At 54.7% G+C, this 20,247-nt stretch carries 11 protein-coding genes and 1 tRNA gene; 11 read left to right on the forward strand and 1 reads right to left on the reverse strand.

The annotated features are described in order from the left end of the window. Nucleotides 1-62: 62 nt before the first annotated feature. The 3 genes from VN577_04655 to VN577_04665 all read left to right on the forward strand — a co-directional run bounded on the left by VN577_04655 (nt 63) and on the right by VN577_04665 (nt 2,429). Nucleotides 63-716 (forward strand): dihydrofolate reductase family protein, encoded by a 654-nt coding sequence (locus VN577_04655; GenBank protein HWR14093.1) that lies wholly within the window; start codon nt 63-65, stop codon nt 714-716. A 31-nt stretch (nt 717-747) separates the two neighbouring features. Continuing rightward, the gene (locus VN577_04660) at nt 748-1,824 is read left to right on the forward strand and encodes an alpha/beta fold hydrolase (protein HWR14094.1); all 1,077 of its coding nucleotides are present in this window, start codon (nt 748-750) and stop codon (nt 1,822-1,824) included. Between the two features lie 74 nt (nt 1,825-1,898). Beyond that, nucleotides 1,899-2,429, forward strand: coding sequence for a DUF1629 domain-containing protein (locus VN577_04665; GenBank protein HWR14095.1), 531 nt, complete (start codon nt 1,899-1,901; stop codon nt 2,427-2,429). Nucleotides 2,430-2,675: 246 nt separating this feature from the next. Here VN577_04665 and VN577_04670 read toward each other — a convergent pair. Beyond that, a tRNA-Leu gene (locus VN577_04670) sits at nt 2,676-2,762 on the reverse strand. Between the two features lie 389 nt (nt 2,763-3,151). Between VN577_04670 and VN577_04675 the strand changes: the two genes are divergently transcribed. From VN577_04675 to VN577_04710, 8 genes are all read left to right on the forward strand, one after another. Further along, nucleotides 3,152-5,698 (forward strand): DUF4861 family protein, encoded by a 2,547-nt coding sequence (locus VN577_04675; protein ID HWR14096.1) that lies wholly within the window; start codon nt 3,152-3,154, stop codon nt 5,696-5,698. 79 nt (nt 5,699-5,777) lie between these two features. After that, the gene (locus VN577_04680; protein ID HWR14097.1) at nt 5,778-7,952 is read left to right on the forward strand and encodes a polysaccharide lyase 8 family protein; all 2,175 of its coding nucleotides are present in this window, start codon (nt 5,778-5,780) and stop codon (nt 7,950-7,952) included. A gap of 127 nt (nt 7,953-8,079) precedes the next feature. Continuing rightward, complete coding sequence (locus VN577_04685; protein ID HWR14098.1) at nt 8,080-10,044, forward strand: family 16 glycoside hydrolase; 1,965 nt, start codon at nt 8,080-8,082, stop codon at nt 10,042-10,044. A gap of 155 nt (nt 10,045-10,199) precedes the next feature. Then, a complete protein-coding gene (locus VN577_04690; protein ID HWR14099.1) occupies nt 10,200-11,423 on the forward strand; it encodes a galactokinase in 1,224 nt (407 codons plus the stop codon). 103 nt (nt 11,424-11,526) lie between these two features. After that, complete coding sequence (locus VN577_04695; GenBank protein ID HWR14100.1) at nt 11,527-15,144, forward strand: TonB-dependent receptor; 3,618 nt, start codon at nt 11,527-11,529, stop codon at nt 15,142-15,144. 90 nt (nt 15,145-15,234) lie between these two features. Continuing rightward, nucleotides 15,235-16,761, forward strand: coding sequence for a glycoside hydrolase (locus VN577_04700; GenBank protein ID HWR14101.1), 1,527 nt, complete (start codon nt 15,235-15,237; stop codon nt 16,759-16,761). Nucleotides 16,762-16,819: 58 nt separating this feature from the next. Next, nucleotides 16,820-17,956: a LacI family DNA-binding transcriptional regulator gene (locus VN577_04705; GenBank protein HWR14102.1), complete on the forward strand. Its 1,137-nt coding sequence runs from the start codon at nt 16,820-16,822 to the stop codon at nt 17,954-17,956. Between the two features lie 117 nt (nt 17,957-18,073). Beyond that, the gene (locus VN577_04710) at nt 18,074-20,194 is read left to right on the forward strand and encodes a glycoside hydrolase family 2 TIM barrel-domain containing protein (protein HWR14103.1); all 2,121 of its coding nucleotides are present in this window, start codon (nt 18,074-18,076) and stop codon (nt 20,192-20,194) included. The last annotated feature ends 53 nt before the right edge of the window (nt 20,195-20,247 follow it).

A 20,247-nucleotide genomic window follows, 5' to 3' on the forward strand; every position in this document is an offset into this window, starting at 1 on the left:
TAGATCAGGTGTTCGATGTTCTGCGCAGAGCGCTGACAAAAATTTCAGAAAGGTAAATTTCAATGAGCAAGCTGCGTGTTCACTGCTTTTCGATCTCCATTGACGGATACGGTGCAGGTCCCAACCAGACCCGAGATATTCCTCTCGGCGTCGGAGGCGAAGATCTCCACAATTGGATGATTCCGACGCGCACGTTCAAATCGATGTGTCGCCAGGAAGGAGGCACCACCGGCGTCGACGACGACTACGTGCGACGAGGCTTTGAGAATATCGGTGCTTGGATCCTGGGCCGCAACATGTTCGGGCCGGTCCGTGGTCCCTGGCCTGATGATGCCTGGAAAGGTTGGTGGGGGAAGAACCCGCCATACCACGTGCCGGTTTTCGTTCTGACGCATCACGCCCGAAACCCAATTGAGATGGAAGGCGGAACGACGTTCCACTTCGTGACCGAGGGTATTGAAGAAGCGCTAAATCGCGCGAAGGACGCGGCGGGATCAAAGGACGTTCGCCTGGGAGGTGGCGTGGAGACCATTCGCCAGTATCTTCGCGCAAGGCTTGTGGACGAGATGCACCTGGCACTGTCGCCCGTTTTGCTCGGCTCGGGCGAGCATTTGCTATGTGGACTTGACCTTCTTGCTCTCGGATATAAGCTCTCCGGGCATGTTGCGACGGACGCGGCACAGCACGTCGTTCTTTCACGTACCATGAAGCGCTGACCAGATCCTATCGAATCTCGACGGAGGCAATTTGTTGCTACGAGGGCAAGGTGAAAACCAATCCAAACTCACCGTCATCCGCAGATCGGTGTTTTGCTTCCTGATGGTTGTGTCGATTCTTGCTCCCTCTCTTGCCGCTGAAATTAAGCGGAAGGATTTTGCCATTACAGGCGGAGCAGGGCAGTTACATATACGAGAAGTTCGCAATGCCGAAGCGAAGGGCATCAGAAATATCCTCCTTGTGCACGGCGGCGGGCCAGGTGGTATTCCTTCTTTCGATCAACCGGCTCCCGGCTATTCGCTTGCCGAGGATCTTGCTCGCAAAGGTTACCGAGTTTTCGTTATGGACGTCCGCGGCTGGGGCAGTTCCAGCCGGCCCCCCGAAATGGATCTGCCGGCAGAGCGCGGTGTTCCGTTGGTTTCTACAAAAGAAGCTGCAGACGACATCGCCACGGTCGTGGCCTGGATCTTCAGCCGTACTCATCGAAAGGTCGCAGTCATGGGGTGGGCGAGCGGCGGGCATTGGGCTTGCGCATATGCGAGCCGCGAGCCGAAAGATCTGAGCCACCTCATCCTGCTGAATAGTCTTTATGCTGATTCTGCGCCATGGGACTTGCGCAGTTCTTTGCAAGACAAGAACGATCCGGAGCAGTTTGATCGCCATGCCGGCAGCTATCGGCTCGCAGATCGAAATTCTCTATTGCGACGATGGGATGCATCGATTCCCGGACCGGATAAAACGATATGGCGCGAGCCGTCTGTCGCTGAAGCCTATGTTCGGCTGACTTTAGAATCTGATCCGACCTCATCGCGCCGGAACCCTCCTAGCGTGCGAATTCCGATTGGATACCTGCACGACGCCTTCGATCTATCGCTTGGCCGATCACTATTTAATGCCGCTCGCATTCGCGTGCCCACCTTGGGGATTCGAGGAGAACTGGATTTCTGGTCACGCTCTGCAGATCTAGATGCACTCCGCAGAGATCTTGCCAATGCTCGAGGAGTAACCACAGTGACCATTCCCGGTGGCACGCATTACTTGTTCCTAGATCGTCCGAATCGGGGCAGAACCCGGTTCCTCGATGAAGTAGAGAAGTTCTTGCACTGATTAAGAGCCGTAAGTGGCCGGATATTTTTCCGGCGATGAATAGGCGAAGTGCCGTCGATGGTAACGATCAAGCCATGACAGTTACGGTCCATAAATTCCAAGTAGTTGAGGGCCAAGAGTGGATCTATCCGGTCGACGAAAGTTATTTCCAGGTTTTCTTTGCGATGGACGGGAGTACTATCCCAGACTGGATTCCGCCAGTCATGAAGTCGGATAGATTGGAGAGGACGTATTCTGATTTCCCGTGGCTGGGCGAGTACGCGCCAGTGTTGCGCAAACCCGCTATCGAAGCATTAGGTCCGGTCTTAAGAAAATATGGACAGCTTCTACCGTTACGAGGGGAAGAGGTTTGGCTATTTAACGCAACGACGGTTCTCGATGCGCTCGATTACGGACAGTCCGAGATCGCATACTACGCCAATGGGGACATCCTTGAGATCGAGAGCCACGTTTTCAAGCGAGACAGGATAGGAACGACGGAGATTTTCAAGCTTCCGCTGAGGTCGTCGTCCGTTTACGTAACCAATATTTTCGTTGAGCGTGTTCGAAGCGCAGGGCTCCGTGGCGTCTCGTTCAACCCATTGTGGACATCCGGAACCGAATAAGCGACGCTGGCCATCGCGGCGTTCATGAGTACATTGTCTAACCCAGTCGCCTACCCACGGGCTGCGCCGCGGAAGAGCGGATATGGAGCTAACCCGGCCTCCACGCTATTCGCACACTGCTGCCCTACTTCGTCTTGGGTGAGGTTGAGTAGAGGGGATTGGGTCGCCATTGGTGCCGAAGTTCTGCTCTGGGCTTATATTGGCGATTCGTTAGGAAACTAACGTAAACCCTTGATTCTAAAATTTTGGTGCCGAAGAAGGGACTCGAACCCCCACGACCTTGCGGTCACATGGACCTGAACCATGCGCGTCTGCCAGTTCCGCCACTTCGGCACTAAGCGGGATGCCAACCGGCAGCCCAAACATTAATTCTACTAGCTGTATTGCTGCTGTCAAACTTCGTGCATCGGCGCTTTCATTATCTGCCGTTGAACTCAAGGCGAATTCTCCAACCATAACAAGGCAAAAACAGGGCATACAGTCGGCGCTCTGAATCAACTCGGGGAAACCAAGACCGTGCCGAGCATGAAACTGAGCAGAACCGGAATGCGCGTGGGTAGTTCTGCCGGCAGAATGATCTGAGGTTTGACACTGCTTAAACTCCCATGTTAGACATAACAGGTCGATGCGGCGGTAACGTACACGCAAAGATGTGGTGGTGGGTACAAGTGAGACGAGAATATCTATCCAGCGGTTTCTATCAGAACGTTCTTTCGAGGCATGTGAAGACAGCTTTGGGCATATGGATGCTTCTGGTTTGTCACGTTTCCTGGGCTGAGGACCACACCAAGGTCATTAAGCTCGCGGTATCGAATCCGGGTGCCGTGGCCCGTCCGGCAGCGAACGTAGTGGTCAGAGTGCAGGATCTGCGTAAGGTTGCGACAGATTTCAATCTGGGTGCGTTCATCGTGACCGTGTCGGACGCTTCGACTCTGATTGAGGATGCGAAGGCTCCGGTAGCAACGGAAGTTCCATCGCAGGCGGACGATCTAGATGGTGACGATCGAGCAGATGAAATCGCCTTCCAGATTCCGCTTCAGCCGGGGCAGACGCGAATCGTCAGTATTGCCTACGGTAACCCATACGCATTCAGCCTGATTAAGTCCGCGTACTCCGCGCGAGCGCATACAAAATTCTCGCGACATTATGAGGGGCTGGGCTGGGAGTCGGACCTCGTTGGATGGCGGCTTTATTTCGATCCGCGCAACGCGATAGACCTCTTCGGAAAGTATCGGAGCGGACTAGTGCTGGACCAGTTCTCGACGGATGGATATGACTACCACAGCGAGGCAAAAGCCGGGCGCGACATTTATAAGATTGGGAATTCCCTGGGGATTGGCTCTGTCGGGGCGCAGGTAAACGGAAAGATCGTCAAAGTGGCGGACGTGAAGGCCCGCAACTGGAGAATAGTGGCGGATGGTCCGGTGCGCGCGATTGCGGAAATGACTTACACGGGTTGGCGAGTCGCGGGCCGCACGGTTGATCTAACGAGCAAGGTTACGATCTGGGCGGGTGAACGCGGCTTTGAACATGAAATCGTCGCAAAGAATGCCGACGGCCTGGAACTGGTGACCGGACTACCAAGAAAGCCTGAGGCGCAACTCACTGAACTGAAATCGCAGCCGAGCGTCCGAATGCTGGCGACTTGGGGAACTCAGGTTCTGCGTCCGGGTGCAACTGCAACAGAAGCTCTGCCGGGCCAGAATCTTGGCTTGTTGATTGCGCTCGAATCTGAGCGTGGTGGCGCGGCTGATACCACTGCCGATGATCATCTCGTTCCCCTAAAACTTCAGCAGGGCGTTGCCCGATGGTATGTCGCTGCGGCTTGGGATCACGAGAACTCCGAGCCGATTTTGGTGACCGCGACGAAGCCCGCTGACAAGTACGGAAATGGCACACGTGTGCTTCCCGGCATGCAGATTGCGTCGCTGACTGCCTTTCAGTCTTATGCGGAAGCCGTTGCCGACGTGATCGCTAAACCAACGAAGGTGGACCTCCTCACGAGTTCTGCCGCTGTCCAATCAGCACCACCGGACACACTTGTTCCTTCCGAACATAAAACCTGGTCGCAGGCAATCAATCTCATGCGCACTGCGGTTGATCGCAACGCGATGAAGTTTGAACCGACTCTTTCTCAGACTCCATTCAAGCAGTTTGGAGAAGGTACGGGGTTCTTTGAACTGGGCGATGGCAACACGGGTGAATGGGCTCCCACAGCTTCGAAAGGACTCAACTGGACGGCCGGTTTTTGGACAGGTGAGCTATGGAAGCTGTACGAGCGAACGAGAGACGAAAAATATCGCCGCTGGGCTGAAAAGTGGGGTGCCGCATTTCTGGGCCCCGAGTTGACTGAGCAGCACGATGTAGGATTCCTCAACTATTACAGTTCGATTTTCGGATACAAGATCACGAAAAACCTAAAGTACAGGGAAGGCGGTTTGAAGGCGGCTGAGCGTCTGAAGCAACTCTACAATCCAAGAACCGAACTGGTTGCTGCCTGGGAAGTGGGCGGAGATGACAGCATCATCGACACGATGATGAACATCCAGCTCTTTTGGTGGGCGGCGAGGGAGACGGGCGATTCAAGTTGGCGTGATCTAGGCCTGAAACACGCTCGCAAAACCGCTCGCTGGATGGTTCGGCCTGATGGTTCGATTGTTCAGTCAGTCCACTACAATCCCACCGACCGCGATATCGAAATCAAAGACGCCATCGTCAACGGAAAGCCGCTCGTGGTTTCGCCTGGGCAGATTAGCTTTAAACACACCCATCAAGGCTTTTCTGCCGATACATCATGGAGTCGCGGCACAGCATGGGGACTCTATGGTTTCTCGGTTGCGTATGAAGAGACGAAGGATCCTGAACTGAGAGCAACGGCGGAAAGAATTGCAGACTTCATTCTATCGCGACTTCCCGAAGACGGCGTTCCCTGGTACGACTTCATGGACGAGGGTGTTCACTTCCGAACGAGGGATACCAGTGCAGCAGCCTTAATCGCTGGAGGTCTGTTGCGTCTGTCCAGAGTCGAACCCGATGAAACTCGTGCTGTGCGGTATCGAAAGGAATGCGAGCGCATCACGCAATCGATAATCGACCGCTATCTGACGCCGGTCGGAAGTCATGACTCGACACCGCCGGGAGTTCTGCGACATGGATCCGCGTGGCGTCCAAATGATGGCATGCTCATCTACGGCGATTATTACCTGTTGGAGGCACTGCTGGAACTGGATTCCGAGCAGGCGAAGCAACAAGGCGCATCGCGGAAGTAAAGCTATTTGCGCAACCGGCTTCCGAGAGGCAAAACATCCTTTCCTGCTGGAACGAGTGCAACGAACTGTAAGGATTGAGATGAAGAAGCTCATTTCGCTGTTACTGACGCAGTGCCTGTGCTTCGTTTCATTCTTCGTCCCGGCCACAACGACTGCTGCGGCATTGCCCGATCTTTCAGGGTCGGCACTCACGCTTCTCCGCAAGCGGTATGTCAATTCCGTACTACCCGCTGAGCCTGACCAGATAGAGGCACTGAAGAGGCTGAGTGCACGGTATGCGGGAGCACTTCGTGTAAACGGCAGTTGGTCCGACATTGATTATGGAAAGGCTGAACGATCGGGATGGAGCGTTGCGGATCATCTTAACCGCGCTCTGGTGATGGCGAAGGCGGCACGGGTATACCGCAATGCAGGGCGGCCTGATGTCGCGCTGGAAGCGAAGGTAATCCAGAGTCTCCAGCATTGGACCGATCACGATTACCGTAATCCCAATTGGTGGTGGAACGACATCGGCGTGCCGCAGTTGGCCGGGGAAGTCGCATTGCTGATGTTGCCCCAACTACCTCCTGAGCAGGCGTCGAAGGTGGTTGCGATTATGAAGCGCAGCAACTGGAGAACGTGGACGGGAGCAAACCTTACCTGGGGTGTCGGAATACAGACTGTTCGCGGCTGTATTGAAGATGATCCGAAGATAGTAGCCGAAGCTTACCGGCGAATGTACGAGGAGATCAAGGTGGTCAGCCCTGCGGAAGAGGGCATTCAACCGGACTACTCGTTTCACCAGCATGGTGCGCAACTGTACAGCGGAGGGTACGGCCTGGCGTATGCAAATGAGGTCGGCCGCTTCATCGCGTTCGCGTGGGGGACACCGTTCCAGATCTCTGCGGAAAAAATGGCCATCTACAGTGCCTACGTCCTTGATGGCATTCAGTGGATGGTGCGGGGCAACATCATCGATTACAGCACAGTCGGCCGAGAGATTACGCGGCAAGGAAAGGTAGTTGCATCGGCTGATTGGACAAGGGGTCCGATCTCACCGGTTGGTGCGGCTTATGGCCTGGAGAACGTTCTGCTTCTGATGGGAGCGCAGCCGACACCACGGCAGAGCGAGTTCCAGTCTTTTGCCGCTCGCATCCGGAGCCAAGCCGCTGCACCAGAATTTCATGGCAACAAGCAATTCTGGTCCTCTGACTTCATGACGCATCGGAGGACGGCGTTCTATACCTCCGTGAAAATGCTTTCGTCTCGAATGCAGAATGGAGAACTGGTCAACGGAGAAGGAAAGAGGTCTCAGCATTTATCCGATGGAGTCAATTTTCTGTACCGCTCCGGACATGAATACAAAGACATCTTCCCAGTGTGGGATTGGACCAAGCTCCCCGGAACCACGGCAATTCAGGGCACGCTGGAGACCGGTGAAGAAAGCGCCATTAGCACGCGCGGTAAGTATGCGTTCGTTGGTGGCGTCTCCGACGGCAGTTACGGTATGGCCGCCATGGAATTCGGACGGGGCAAATTGACGTGGAAGAAATCGTGGTTCTTCTTCGATGACGGCTTTCTGTGTCTAGGCACCGCGATCAGGCTGGAGGGTGACGCTGAGCATAGTGTTGCAACTGACGTAAATCAAACTCGTCTTGCAGGCGATGTGCTCACGAGCGAGTCGGAACATGCCGTGCCAGCAGGAATCCACTCGTATGGCACCAGTGAAGTTGATTGGGTCCACCACGACGATGTCGGCTACGTGTTTGGTAAGGGAAGCCGAGTGTCGTTGTCCATCGGCTCGCAAACGGGTCAGTGGTCAGATATTGGCAGCGGGTCGGAGCGGCCGATCACTTTGCCTGTGTTCAACCTTTGGATCGATCACGGCTACGCACCCGAAGACGGCGCTTATCAGTACATTGTGCTTCCTGGAGCATCAGTCAGACAGACTGCGGCACTTGCCCAGAAGCCTGCTATCCATGTGCTTTCGAACAACCGACAAATTCAAGGCGCCTGGAACGACAGTACCAGGCTGGCGATGCTGGCGTTTTATGAACCAGGCACTCTGCTGACACCGATTGGACAAATCAGTGTCGACCAGGCCTGTCTGCTGATGGTTAGGAACACTGCGGAAGGTTGGAGCATTACGGCAGCGAATCCGGAGAATAAGCGGCTGATGGTCAAAGTCCAGATCGACAGTACCGTGCGAACAATAGAGTTACCGGACGGAGATCTCGCTGGATCAAGCGTCACCGCATTACTGCGGAGGAACTAAATCTGTATGCCAACAAGTCTCGATTTCTCGCATCGTTTACTTCCTGGGTGAAGTCACTTCGGAATGGCGAATGATGACACTACGTCGTTTGGGCTCAAGTTCTTACGGTTATCGGGTGAATTGATACATGCAATACCTCAATCGAATTCTCAGCTCGGCGGTCATCGCGCTTCTCTCTGCAGCCGCATACGCACAAACACCGGTTACGACGATCGAGATCGACGCCAAGGCGAATGGGCGAACTTACGAAGGCATTGGAGCGATCAGCGCTGGGGCGTCGTCGCGGTTGCTGATTGACTATCCGGAGCCGTATCGAAGCCAGATCCTCGACTATCTCTTTAAGCCGAATTACGGTGCGTCGTTGCAGCACCTGAAGGTGGAGATCGGCGGCGATACGAATTCCACGGATGGTTCGGAGCCGAGCCACATGCATACTCGCGATGACCTGAACTTCGAACGCGGATATGAGTGGTGGCTGATGGCCGAAGCAAAGAAGAGAAACCCGAAGATCATGCTGGATTCACTCGCATGGGGTGCACCGGGATGGATCGGCAACGGGGAATACTGGTCACAGGACATGGCCGACTACGTAGCGAAGTGGATCGAAGGAGCGAAGTCCAAGTACGGCCTCCATATTGACTACACGGGAACATGGAATGAAACCTGGACACAGGATTCCAAAGAGCACGACTGGATCAAGTTGCTGCGAAAGACATTGGATGCAAGGGGCCTAAGTACGAAGATTGTCGCGCCTGATCCACATGCAAGTTTGCGAGAAAAGATGTGGAATTTTATCAAGTACTTGCAGGCAGACCCGGCACTTGCGTCTGCGGTGTACGCGGTTGGTATTCATTATCCGTTCGCGGTGCCTGAAAAGGGGCAGCCGTCCTGGGCGCGTGAGAGCGGGTACCGGCTCTGGGCAAGCGAAGACTCACGAAATAGCGGTGATTGGAAGGGTGCTGTCGCGCTAGTACGCAAATACAACTTCGCCTACATTGAGGGGCGAATGACGAAGACCGAGATATGGAGTCCAGTCAGCTGTTACTACGATATCCTCGCGGCGCCCAATTCCGGCTTGATGAAAGCCAACACGCCGTGGTCCGGTCACTACGAGGTGCAGCCTTCGATCTGGGCGACCGCGCACATGACTCAATTTGCCCAGCCAGGCTGGAAGTATCTGGATAACGCCTGCGGCTATTTAAAGGGGAAGGGTAGCTTCGTCACATTGGTTGATTCCAACGAACGGCACTATAGCGTGGTCCTGGAAACAGGCGGCGCCGTTACGACGCAAGTTCTGAAATTGAATCTTGATGATCGGCTGCCGGCGGGCAAAGTCCACGTGTGGCGCTCGAATGCGAGCGGCGCTTTTGTAAAACTGGCCGACGTTCTGCCGCAGAACGGCATCGCAGAAATCCGCCTAGAACCCGATTCGATGTATTCGTTCACGACGACCGATGGTCAGTCGAAGGGGACTGCTGTCCCTCCGGTGCCCTCAGCTTTCCCGTTTCCCTACGCCGATGATTTCGAGAAGTACCGGGTAGGGGGAACTCCGAAGTATCTTTCCGATCTGAACGGTACTTTTGAAGTTGCTCGTTGCGGCCAGCGCAAGGGACAGTGCCTGCGTCAGGTGATTGATAAAAAGCCGATCGTATGGTGGGGAATTGAGCCTGATCCCTACACCATCGTGGGTGATGCCCAGGGGCGTGACTATGAAGTGAGTTCCGACGTTCTCCTCGAAGGCACAGGTGAAGCTACACTCCTGGGCAGGATTGACTCGGGAGATGTGTTTCAGGATATGGACGGCAAGCCGCGCTGGCCAAGCGCTTATGTTTTCTCAATCGATCAGAGCGGCATGTGGAAGCTCCATTCTGCGCAGTACAAGAAGCCCTCAGTGAAACTGGCAGCCGGAAAGGTCGAATGGAATCCGCACACATGGCATACGATACGACTAATCCTCAAAGGGACAATGATTCGGGCAGTGGTAGACGGAGTTACCGTAGGTGCCGCTAACGATTCTTCTCACAAGTCTGGGATGGCCGGTATCGGTACCGGCTGGAATGTGGTGCAGTTCGACAACATAGCGATTCGGTAAGACCTAGGGATACCTTTCAGCGATTCATTGACAACTTTGACCTAAGCCGTCGGCTAGACACACCAAAACAGGAGTAGAGCGGAGATTCCTATTGACGTTGTTTGCCGGTTAGCGGTAACGTACACGCTTCCACAAGGGCCGTGGGAAATCAGAGTATGAACAAACAAGCGAAAAAAGCTTCGGCACAAGAAATCACTCGGACCTTTCGGGAACGATTCAGCTCAACTCCGGAAGTCTTTCGTGCTCCGGGCCGAGTGAACCTGATCGGCGAACACACTGACTACAACGACGGGTTTGTGATGCCGGTAGCAATCGATCTCTATACCTACGCCGCCATCGGTCCCAGAAAAGATCGCAAGCTTTGTGTGTACTCGGCAAATTTCGACGAAGCAAGAGTCTGGAATCTCGATGCACTTCCTGGTGGGCGGAGCGGTCACTGGAGTGACTACATCTGCGGAGTTACCGCTTTGCTCGAAGCGCAGCATCGCCTCAGGGGTGCGAACCTGGTGGTTAGCAGCCAAGTGCCAATAGGATCGGGACTGAGTTCATCCGCCGCTCTAGAGGTAGCCGCTGCGCTCGCACTGCTCTTCTGTTCCGGCTTGCGGCGGGAGCGCCTGGAGATCGCGAAACTCTGCCAGCGCGCGGAGAACGAGTACACAGGAACGCGCTGTGGGATTATGGATCAGTTTGTTTCCTGCTTTGGCAGAGCGAATCACGCTGTCATGCTTGATTGCCGCGACTTCTCCTACCAATTGCTCGGAATCGACCGCCAGATGCGGATTGTCGTCTGCAACACCAAGGTCAAGCACGAGCTTGCATCCGGACAGTACAACCTGCGTCGGGCTGATTGCGAGAACAGCGTGCATCGCCTGCAGGAGTGGCTACCGCAAATTAAGAGTCTTCGCGATGTTCGGCTGGGAGATCTTGAGCGCTACGGAAGAGCACTATCCGATCAAGAGTTCCGGCGATCACGGCACGTGATCACGGAGAACGTTCGCGTGCAAGTTGCAGCTCACGCTGCGCAACTCGGCGACATGAAACGGTTTGGCGAACTCATGTGGGAATCACACAAGAGTCTTCGCGACGACTACGAGGTGAGTTGCAGGGAACTTGACGTTCTGGTGGAGATCGCAGCCGGTATTGAAGGCGTCTATGGCGCCCGCATGACCGGAGGAGGATTTGGCGGTTGTACAGTCAACCTGGTGCGAGCGGAAACGGTAAGCGATTTCAAAGCGAAAGTGGAAAAGCAGTACCGGGCTGCGACTGGTGTCACGCCCGAGATATATGTCTTTGCTGGCGGGAATGGTGCAGAGAAGCTGGAGATGGCGAGGCCAGGCGAGCCCGCGTCATATTTCCAATCGCGAGCAAAAATCCATTGACATGGTCCTTGGAACGATGATACAAGCTGTTGCGGTAACGTTAACGCGACGGCCCTAAATTCACAGATCTGGGCGATGTAGAACGACACAAGGAGTCGGCTAGATGAAACACCCCCTTAAGCTGTACTTCGCAGGATTGCTGGTGCTCTTTTCTCTCACGGTATCAGGGGCTTGGGCCCAGGTTGATATGGGATCTATTCAGGGCACCGTCAAGGATGCGACTGGCGCCGTGATCCCCGGCGCACAAGTCACACTTACAGAAATCAACAAATCGGTTACTCGAACGGCGGTGAGCCGTGACGATGGTACTTACATCTTCACACCCTTGCCGATTGGTAAGTATCGTGTCGAGGTTGAGCAGAAAGGCTACAAGAAGGCGCGCAGTGTTGATATAGAGTTGAGTATCCAGCAGCAGCGCCTGGTTGATTTCACGATGGCAGTTGGCGGCGCCGATGAAGTGATGGACGTGACTGCCGAAGCCCCTCTGCTGCAAACTCAGGACGCTTCGGTCGGTGCGGTTGCTACGCAGGTTCAAATCAACAATCTTCCGCTGAACGGACGCAATTACACCTTCCTTGCGCAATTGAATGCCGGTGTTACGAGTCAGGTCGCGTCACGAAATCTTGAAAAGAGTGGCAGTTTCGTTGCCAACGGTCTGAGCAGCGTCCATAACAACTACATCCTGGACGGAATCGACAACAACAATGACACAGTCGACTTCCTGAACGGCGCAGCCTATGTGAATCTGCCTCCGCCGGATGCAATCCAGGAGTTCAAACTTCAGACGAGCAACTTCAGTGCCGAGTTCGGGCGAGCGGGCGGTGCCGTCATTAATGCGGCCATCAAGTCGGGGACGAACCAGTTCCACGGCAGCGCGTGGGAGTTCATTCGTAATGACAAGTTGGACGCAACGGGTCTCGACCAGTACTTTATTGCTCCGGCAAATAAGAGGAAAGGCAATCTAAAGAGGAACCAGTTCGGAGTTTCGGCTGGTGGACCTATCCGGAAAAACAAAACCTTCATTTTTGGAGATTACGAAGGAACGAGAATCCGCACCGGCGCCGCCTACAGGGCGACGATTCCTACGGTTCAGGAAGCAACAAGCGGGTTCACTGATTTTCGCGATCAGTTCGCGCCCATCACCGCGACGGCGAGAGACCTGTTGGGGCGGACGTTCAATGTGGCGACGATTCTTGATCCAGCAACAACGCGTACAGTTACGGCAGGTCAGGTTGATCCGGTTACCGGATTGACTGCTACCGCCAACGGTTATGTGCGTGATCCGTTCTATACGAACGGAAGCGTTGCCGGGATTACCGATTTCACGGCACTGACGCAGTACCTGAATCAACTCCCAGCCAGTCGGCTGAACGCGAACGCAGTCAGGTTACTGCAACTATATCCTGCGGCAAACGCGCCTGGTGTCCTGAACAACTACCAGGTTACGCGCACGCAACTGGATGACAACAATCACTTCGATGTGCGCGTGGATCAGCATTTCAGCAACAACGACCAGATGTTTGGGCGCGTTAGTTACAGCAGAAGGTCAGGGTTGATACCCCCTCCTTTTGACGGTGATGGAGCCAGCTACTCCTTCGGTACCGGAAACGTGCATGACAGATCGTTGAATATCGCGGTGAGCGAGACGCATACTTTTTCGCCCACGATGATCAATGAGTTGCGGTTCGGTTTCAGTCACCTATTCACCTCCATTGAGCCCCCCAGCGAGAATACGGCGAAGGGTCTCGCGGACAAATACGGTATCCCGGGGGTGGACAACGGCGGCTTGCCATCCATCTACGTAAGGGGGCCGAGCGCTGCTCTTACTCCGCTCGGACTGCAGGGCTATGAGTACCCGAACCGGCGCACCAGTGACACACTCCAATTAACCGAGAATCTGACCAAACTCACGGGAGCGCATACTTTTAAGACCGGAGTCGAGTATCAGCGAATGAGTTTTCCGTGGAGTGCCCCGCCGTATCCTGCGGGATGGTTCACGTTCAATGGCTACACCGGGATTCCAAATCTGACGAACGGGGTTGGCATGGCGGATCTTCTGTTGAATCCGATCGCAGCTACCGTTCCCAATGGCGTGGATTTCGTGGGAGGCGCGAGTGCTCTCTCGGTTTCGAGCGTTTACGAGCCTGACGATCTTCGCCACTACTTCGGAGCATACTTTCAGGACGACTGGAGAGTCACCCCGAGTCTGACCCTCAACATGGGTTTGCGCTGGGAGTACTTTGGCAGCCTTCAGGAAGCGAACGGAAGACAAGCGGGCTTGATGTCCACAGATGGACTGACGGCTGAGTATGTGATTTCGTCAGAGCAAAAAGACGTCCCACTTTCTCCCGCCTTCACATCGTTGCTGGCGAGCAATAACATCCCCCTCAGGTACGTGGATGGATCAAGCATTCTCGACACACCTCTTACAAATTTCGCGCCTCGCATCGGCTTGTCTTATCAGGTGACTCCGAAGATTGTCGGACGGGCAAGCTACGGAATGTTCTATGGCGGGTTCGAGAATCTGGGTGGAGCGCCAGACCCGAGTTCGAACTACCCCTTTGCCGTGAACCTCTCATTCATTGCACCCAACTCGGTTACACCGATGACTTATGCCGATGGCAATCGGGGAACGCTTGAAGTTGGTCTGACTTCAGCAAATCCGGACCCGGCGAGTCCCAATTTCAGGCCGCAAGGCTTGAGCCTGATCGCGTTCCAGAAAGACTGGCGGACCGCGTATACACAGCAGTGGAACGCGTCTGTTCAGTATCTGCTGACGCCGAACCAGACGATGACTGCCGCTTATGTCGGCAACAACACTCACCACATGCTGAACGGCGCCCAGATTAATCAGCCAACCCAGATACTTCCTCCGGGAACAGACATGAAGCCGTACCTTCAGTTCCCGGATCTGGCCCGCAACCTCAATTTCCTGACGACCAACGGGTCTGCCTATTACCACGCGCTCCAGGTAAGCTTTGAGCGCAGGTCCAGCAAGGGATTGAATCTGCTGGCCAACTACACGCGCTCTGTCTGTAAGAGCAACAACCGCAACATTCTCAATATTGGGGAAGCAGTTTTTGCCCAAGCCTATATGCTGCCCGGATGGGGATTAGACAAGGCTTATGCATACTGTGGCAGCGATTCTCCTAACATCTTCCACGCGAGCGGAGTTTGGGAACTTCCGATCGGCAAAGGCAAACCGGTTGCCGGAGACGCTTCGGGTATTCTCGATGCGTTTATCGGCGGCTGGAGCGCACAGTGGATCTACACACTGCAGGACGGATTCCCGTTCTCCATCGGGTGCAATCCGGGCACGAATGCCGCGTTCGGATGTTATGCATTGGTGGTTCCCGGGCAGGATCTTTATCTGAATCAGGGACCTCACGGAATCACTCAGTTCCTGAATCCTGCAGCGTTTCAGAATCCTCCGACGGCTACGACGATCGGTCAGAGCGACTTTTCGCCGCTGGGAGGGCCGCCGACTCAGGCGCATGGACCCGGCTTCCAGAACCTGGACTTCTCCATGTTCAAGAAATTCCAGACTTCGGAAACGACAAACCTGGAATTCCGTGGAGAGTTCTACAACTTCCTCAACCATCCGAACTTCGGGAATAGTTTCAGAACACTTGATTTCCGCAACACTGCGACATTCGGCCAGATTACGGGTACTCGCGGAACCGGCCGGCAAGTCCAGTTGGCGCTGAAGTTCTATTGGTAGATTTTGTCCCACTCCTCCAACGGGCAGTCCGGTTTAAAACAGGACTGCCTTTTTTTTCTGTTCGCATATCTTGCAGCAAGGAATGAACTCATGAAGACAAGACTTCTTGCTCTCGCGTTTGCGATGACCATTTTGTTCAACAGCAGTGCGGGAGCGAATTCAGACAAGCTACAAGAATCACGGCGGACCGAGTCTGTGGTTGCTGTCGATCCGTCCCGTACTTTAAGCACCTGGGAGGGGTGGGGCAGTTCTCTTTCATGGTGGGCACGCGCTATCGGCGGCACTGAGAACAGCGATTTCTACGCGGATTTGATCTATTCGCTGAAGTCGACGAAGGGCTATCCAGGGCTAGGACTAAACATTGTTCGCTACAACCTCGGAGGTGGCGGGGTGGGGCAGCCTGGAGAAAACAAGGGGCCAAAGCTTGAATGGCAGATGGACATCTCCGGCTACTGGGTCGACGGAAGAACTTCTGACCCAAACTCCAATGGTTGGAATTGGTCTCTCGATTCGAATCAACGGGCGATGATGCTCATGGCGCGAGACCGCGGCGCCAATGTCTTTGAGCTATTTTCCGACTCGCCAATGTGGTGGATGAATAGCAATCGCAGCACCGCCGGCAGTGTGGATGGACGAGACTGCCTGGAGGTTTCAAAACGGAGCGACTTTGCAACGTATCTTGCCACTGTTGCGCGCTATGCCGCCGATCATTGGGGCATTAAGTTCAGTTCGGTAGAACCTTTCAATGAGCCGTCAGCCGATTGGTGGAAATATCCGGTTCGGCAGGAGGGTTGTCATTTCGAGAGGAATACACAGCAAGTCATCATTCCCATGTTGCGCAAGGCCCTGGATGATGTCGGGTTAAACGAAGTAGTGATCGCGGCCGCCGACGAGAACGACATGGAAGCCGCCCTGGGGACGTGGAACGAATACACGGCTTCAACACGCAGGACAGTCGGCAAGGTCAACGTGCATGGCTACTACCGAGGTGCGGAGCCATACCGCGGCAAAGGCCGCGTTGCTCTAAGGCGTGCAGTTGGAAACAAGAGGGTATGGGTGTCCGAGTATGGCGAACCAGACGCGTCGGGGCTCACAATGTCGGAAAGCATCGTGCAAGATATTCGCGGTCTCAGCCCAAGCGCCTGGGTGTACTGGCAACCAGTGGAGCCAGACGTCGAAGCCTATGGTTGGGGCATGATGAACGCGAACTACGTTGACACAAGCGACAAGCCAAACGCCAATGCCACAACGCCGCTGGTGCGCATAAATCGCAAATTCTTTGTGTATGGTCAATTCACACGGTTCATTCGTCCGGGTTACCAAATAATTCCAATCCGAGACGAACATTCGATTGCGGCGTATGACTCGAAGTCAAACCGGCTTGTCGTTGTTACGGTCAATTCCGGCAAGGAGCGGACCGTAAATTTCGACCTGTCGGCATTTCGCAAGATCGGCCGGATCGTTCAACAAGTCGCAACCACGACGGCGCCCGGAAATGGGGTTCCGGATTGGCTGCAGCACTCGAGTACGCTATCCGTCGATCCGACAGGGAAGATGCTCCGTTCTGTGTTGCATCCGAACAGTATTTACACGTTTGTGTTCGAGGCCCGGCGGTGAAAGCGGTTACGTTCCCGCTTTAAAGGTGCTATATTCGGGGCATTAAACGTCGATTCTTGTGAAGACACGCGAAAATCTGGCAAAAGGTCAGAAGGAACCGCAAGCCAAGAGCTCGGTCCAAAAGCCTGTTGGCATCAAAGACATTGCTCTGGCGCTGGGCGTGTCAATCGGCACAGTAGATCGTGCATTGCACGGACGCGGACGCATCAACCCGATTACCCGTGATCGCGTGCTTAAGATGGCGCAAACGTTGGGTTACCGACCCAATCTTGCGGCCCGGTACCTGAAATCGCCTCGTCAACTTCGCATTTCCGTTCATCTTCCTGCGCAAATTGCGTCTTTCTTTGATGCCCTTCGCGAGGGAATCCGTGAAGCAGCAGCGCCATTCGATTCGGCCATTGACTTGTGTTTTCGGACGCATCCCAAGCTTGGCGAGGGAGATGCAGCCCTGTTTGCGCAGGCTCTGGAAGATGGGAGCAAGGGGGTCATCATCGCTCCCGGCCATCCGGCAGAACTCAAACCCTGGATTCGCAAGGCTGCACAGAAAAAGACTCCAGTCGTGTGTGTCGCAACCGATGCACCCGGAACTGACCGGCTCACCGCGGTGTCGGCAGACCCGTTCACAAGCGGTGCTATTGTGGGCGAGTTGTTTGGACGGATGGTTCCGGATAAGGGTGGAATCGGTGTTGTGACCGGAGATCTGTCAACATTCGATCACTCGGAGAAGTTGCGCGGCCTGGAAAGCAGTCTCTTTGCGACGAACCGGCGACTTACCGTTTGCGCAGTAATCGAGGCGCACGACGATGAGAACGAAGCGTATCACCGTACAAAGAAGTTGTTGCTGGGTGACCGGAAACTGCGGGCGATCTACGTCAGCACAGCAAACTCCGTAGGAGTAATCCGCGCTGCGGAGGAAGTGGATCCACAACGTAAGGTAGCGCTCGTTACCACTGACCTATTTCCGGAGCTCATTGCACCCTTAAAGTCCGAGCGGATACTTGCCACCATCCACCAGCGTCCCAAAACGCAAGGGAGGATGGCCCTCGAGGCACTGTTCCAATACCTGGCGGAAGGTAAATGTCCGCCGCCTCGCATCCGGTTGAACCCCCATATAGTGATGCGTAGCAACCTCGATCTGTTCCTGGAGAGAAGACCATGGGAATCCGAGTGGACGGGCCAAGAACAGGTGTCATGAAGTCCAATCAAAAGGTGTAAATAACTCTTTCTTCGGTTTAGATCATGGTTGACACCTATAGAGCGGTGTGGCTTAATTGTGTTGCGGTAACGTACACGCTAGGAGCTAAGCGGACGAATGATGAATTCTCGAAGAGAGTTCCTGGCCGGATTTTCCGGCATGCTGGCAGTCACCTCGTTACCAGTAGCTGCGCTTGCGACAACTGATTTTGGAATTGCTGAGGCAAGCGGTACCTGTACTGAAAGAATTGACCTCAATGGAACCTGGCGGTTCCAGCTAGATCCGGATTCGAGCGGCGTTACAAGGAAGCTCCAGGAGAGTGATGCCGATACCTCGGCCTGGAACAGCGTAATGGTGCCGCACACGTGGCAAATCAACCAAGATTCCGCCGACTATTACGGTAATGCCTGGTACCGGCGAGAGTTCGAAGCGAGTCCGGAGTGGGCAGGAAAAATCGTACGAATCGAGTTTGAAGCGGTATTCCACTCGGCGACCGTGTGGGTGAATGGGCGCAAGGCTGGCGAGCACCTGCGCAAAGGCTACACGGCTTTCGCTTTCGATATCACTCCACTACTACGTTATGACGCCCCCAACGTGGTTGTAGTGCAGGCCAACAACCTATTTGACGAAGCGATGTTGCCGCGAGGCCGGTCCAGCGATTGGACACACGACGGTGGCATGTACCGTCCGGTAAGTCTGCTGGTGACGCCCAAAGTCTATATAGAACGGGTAATCGTCGACTCCGTTCCTAACCTGAACGCAAAGACGGCTGAGCTCAGCATTTCCGCCGTGATTCATAACGGAGGCACAAAGCCCTGGAGGGGGACGGTCGCTTATCGGGTTGAGGAAGATGCGGTCAAAACAGCTGTCGAGAAGAGCCAAGCAGTTTTGACGACAGTCAAGCCCGGCGAGTCGGCTACGATCGCGCTGCCTAAGGGCGTGATTCGGGATGTCAAGCTATGGCACTTCGACCATCCGAACCTGTACGCGTTGACGGCGGAGATTGCAGGAAAGGACAATCCGGAGCATCAGTTAACGACGACCTTTGGTGTTCGCAGCATCGAGGTAAAAGAAGGAGCCTTCTATCTGAACGGTGAGCGCGTGCGCTTGATGGGCGTTGAGCGTATGGCGGGCAGTAATCCGGAATTCGGCATGGCGGAACCAACCTCATGGATCGTTCACGACCACGACGACATGAAGGAGCTGAATTGCATCTTCACACGCGTTCATTGGCCGCAAGACAAGCGTGTTCTCGACTACTGCGATCGCCACGGCATCCTCATTCAAACGGAGGTGCCGACATGGGGGCCAAACACCTTCAAGGACATGCGAGATAAGCCATCCCCGGAAATCATGGAGAATGGCTTGGAGCAACTGCGCGAGATGGTTGCGCACGACCGCAATCATCCGAGCATCTTCTCGTGGGGTCTGTGCAATGAAATCGGGGGGCAGAACCCACCGGCCTACAACTTTGCCAAGCGGATGTTGGAGGAGGCTAAAAAGCTGGATCCGCGCCGGCTGTGCTCCTATGCATCGAACTCTCTGCAGTCCACACCTGACAAAGACGTATCCGCTCTGATGGATTTCATTGAGTGGAACGAGTATTACGAGACGTGGTATCCAGGGACTCCGGACAGCGTGCGGAAGAACCTTGCGGAGATCGCAAAGACATTTCCGGGTAAGCCGATCGTTATCTCAGAGTATGGGTACTGCGCGTGCACGGTAGACCGGCCCGAGGGAGACCAGCGTCGCATCGAGATCCTTAACGATCACGATCGTGTATTTCGCGAATCGGCTGCTGTTGGTGGCCTGATCTTCTTTTGCTACAACGACTATCGCACCCACGTCGGAGACAAAGGCGTTGGTGTTATGAAACAACGTGTTCACGGTGTGGTGGATCTGTTTGGAGCACGCAAGGAGTCGTACGAAGTCCTGCGTCACGAATCGAGCCCCGTCGAAAGCATCCGGGTGAAGGGGCATCCCGGCTCATTTACGGTCAGCATTAGAAATCGCAACTCTGTCCCTGCATACGCATTAATCGGCTACAAGTTACGGGCAATTCTTTACGGCCCCGGCGAGATTCCATTAGAGCGTCGTGAAGTAGCGCTTCCTGATATGGCTTCGGGTCAGGATGTCTCCATACCGATTATGTTCGGTGAAAAGGGTGCAATGCGGGTTCAGTTTGATGTCTTACGCCCGACCGGCTTTTCAGCACGCACGCACGTTTGGAAACCATAATGAGCGGTTCAATTCGCGCATTCGCGGGAGCTGTTACACCTTACCGCTGTTCG

Source organism: Terriglobales bacterium (assembly GCA_035561515.1).
Lineage (GTDB): Bacteria > Acidobacteriota > Terriglobia > Terriglobales > Acidobacteriaceae > DATMXP01.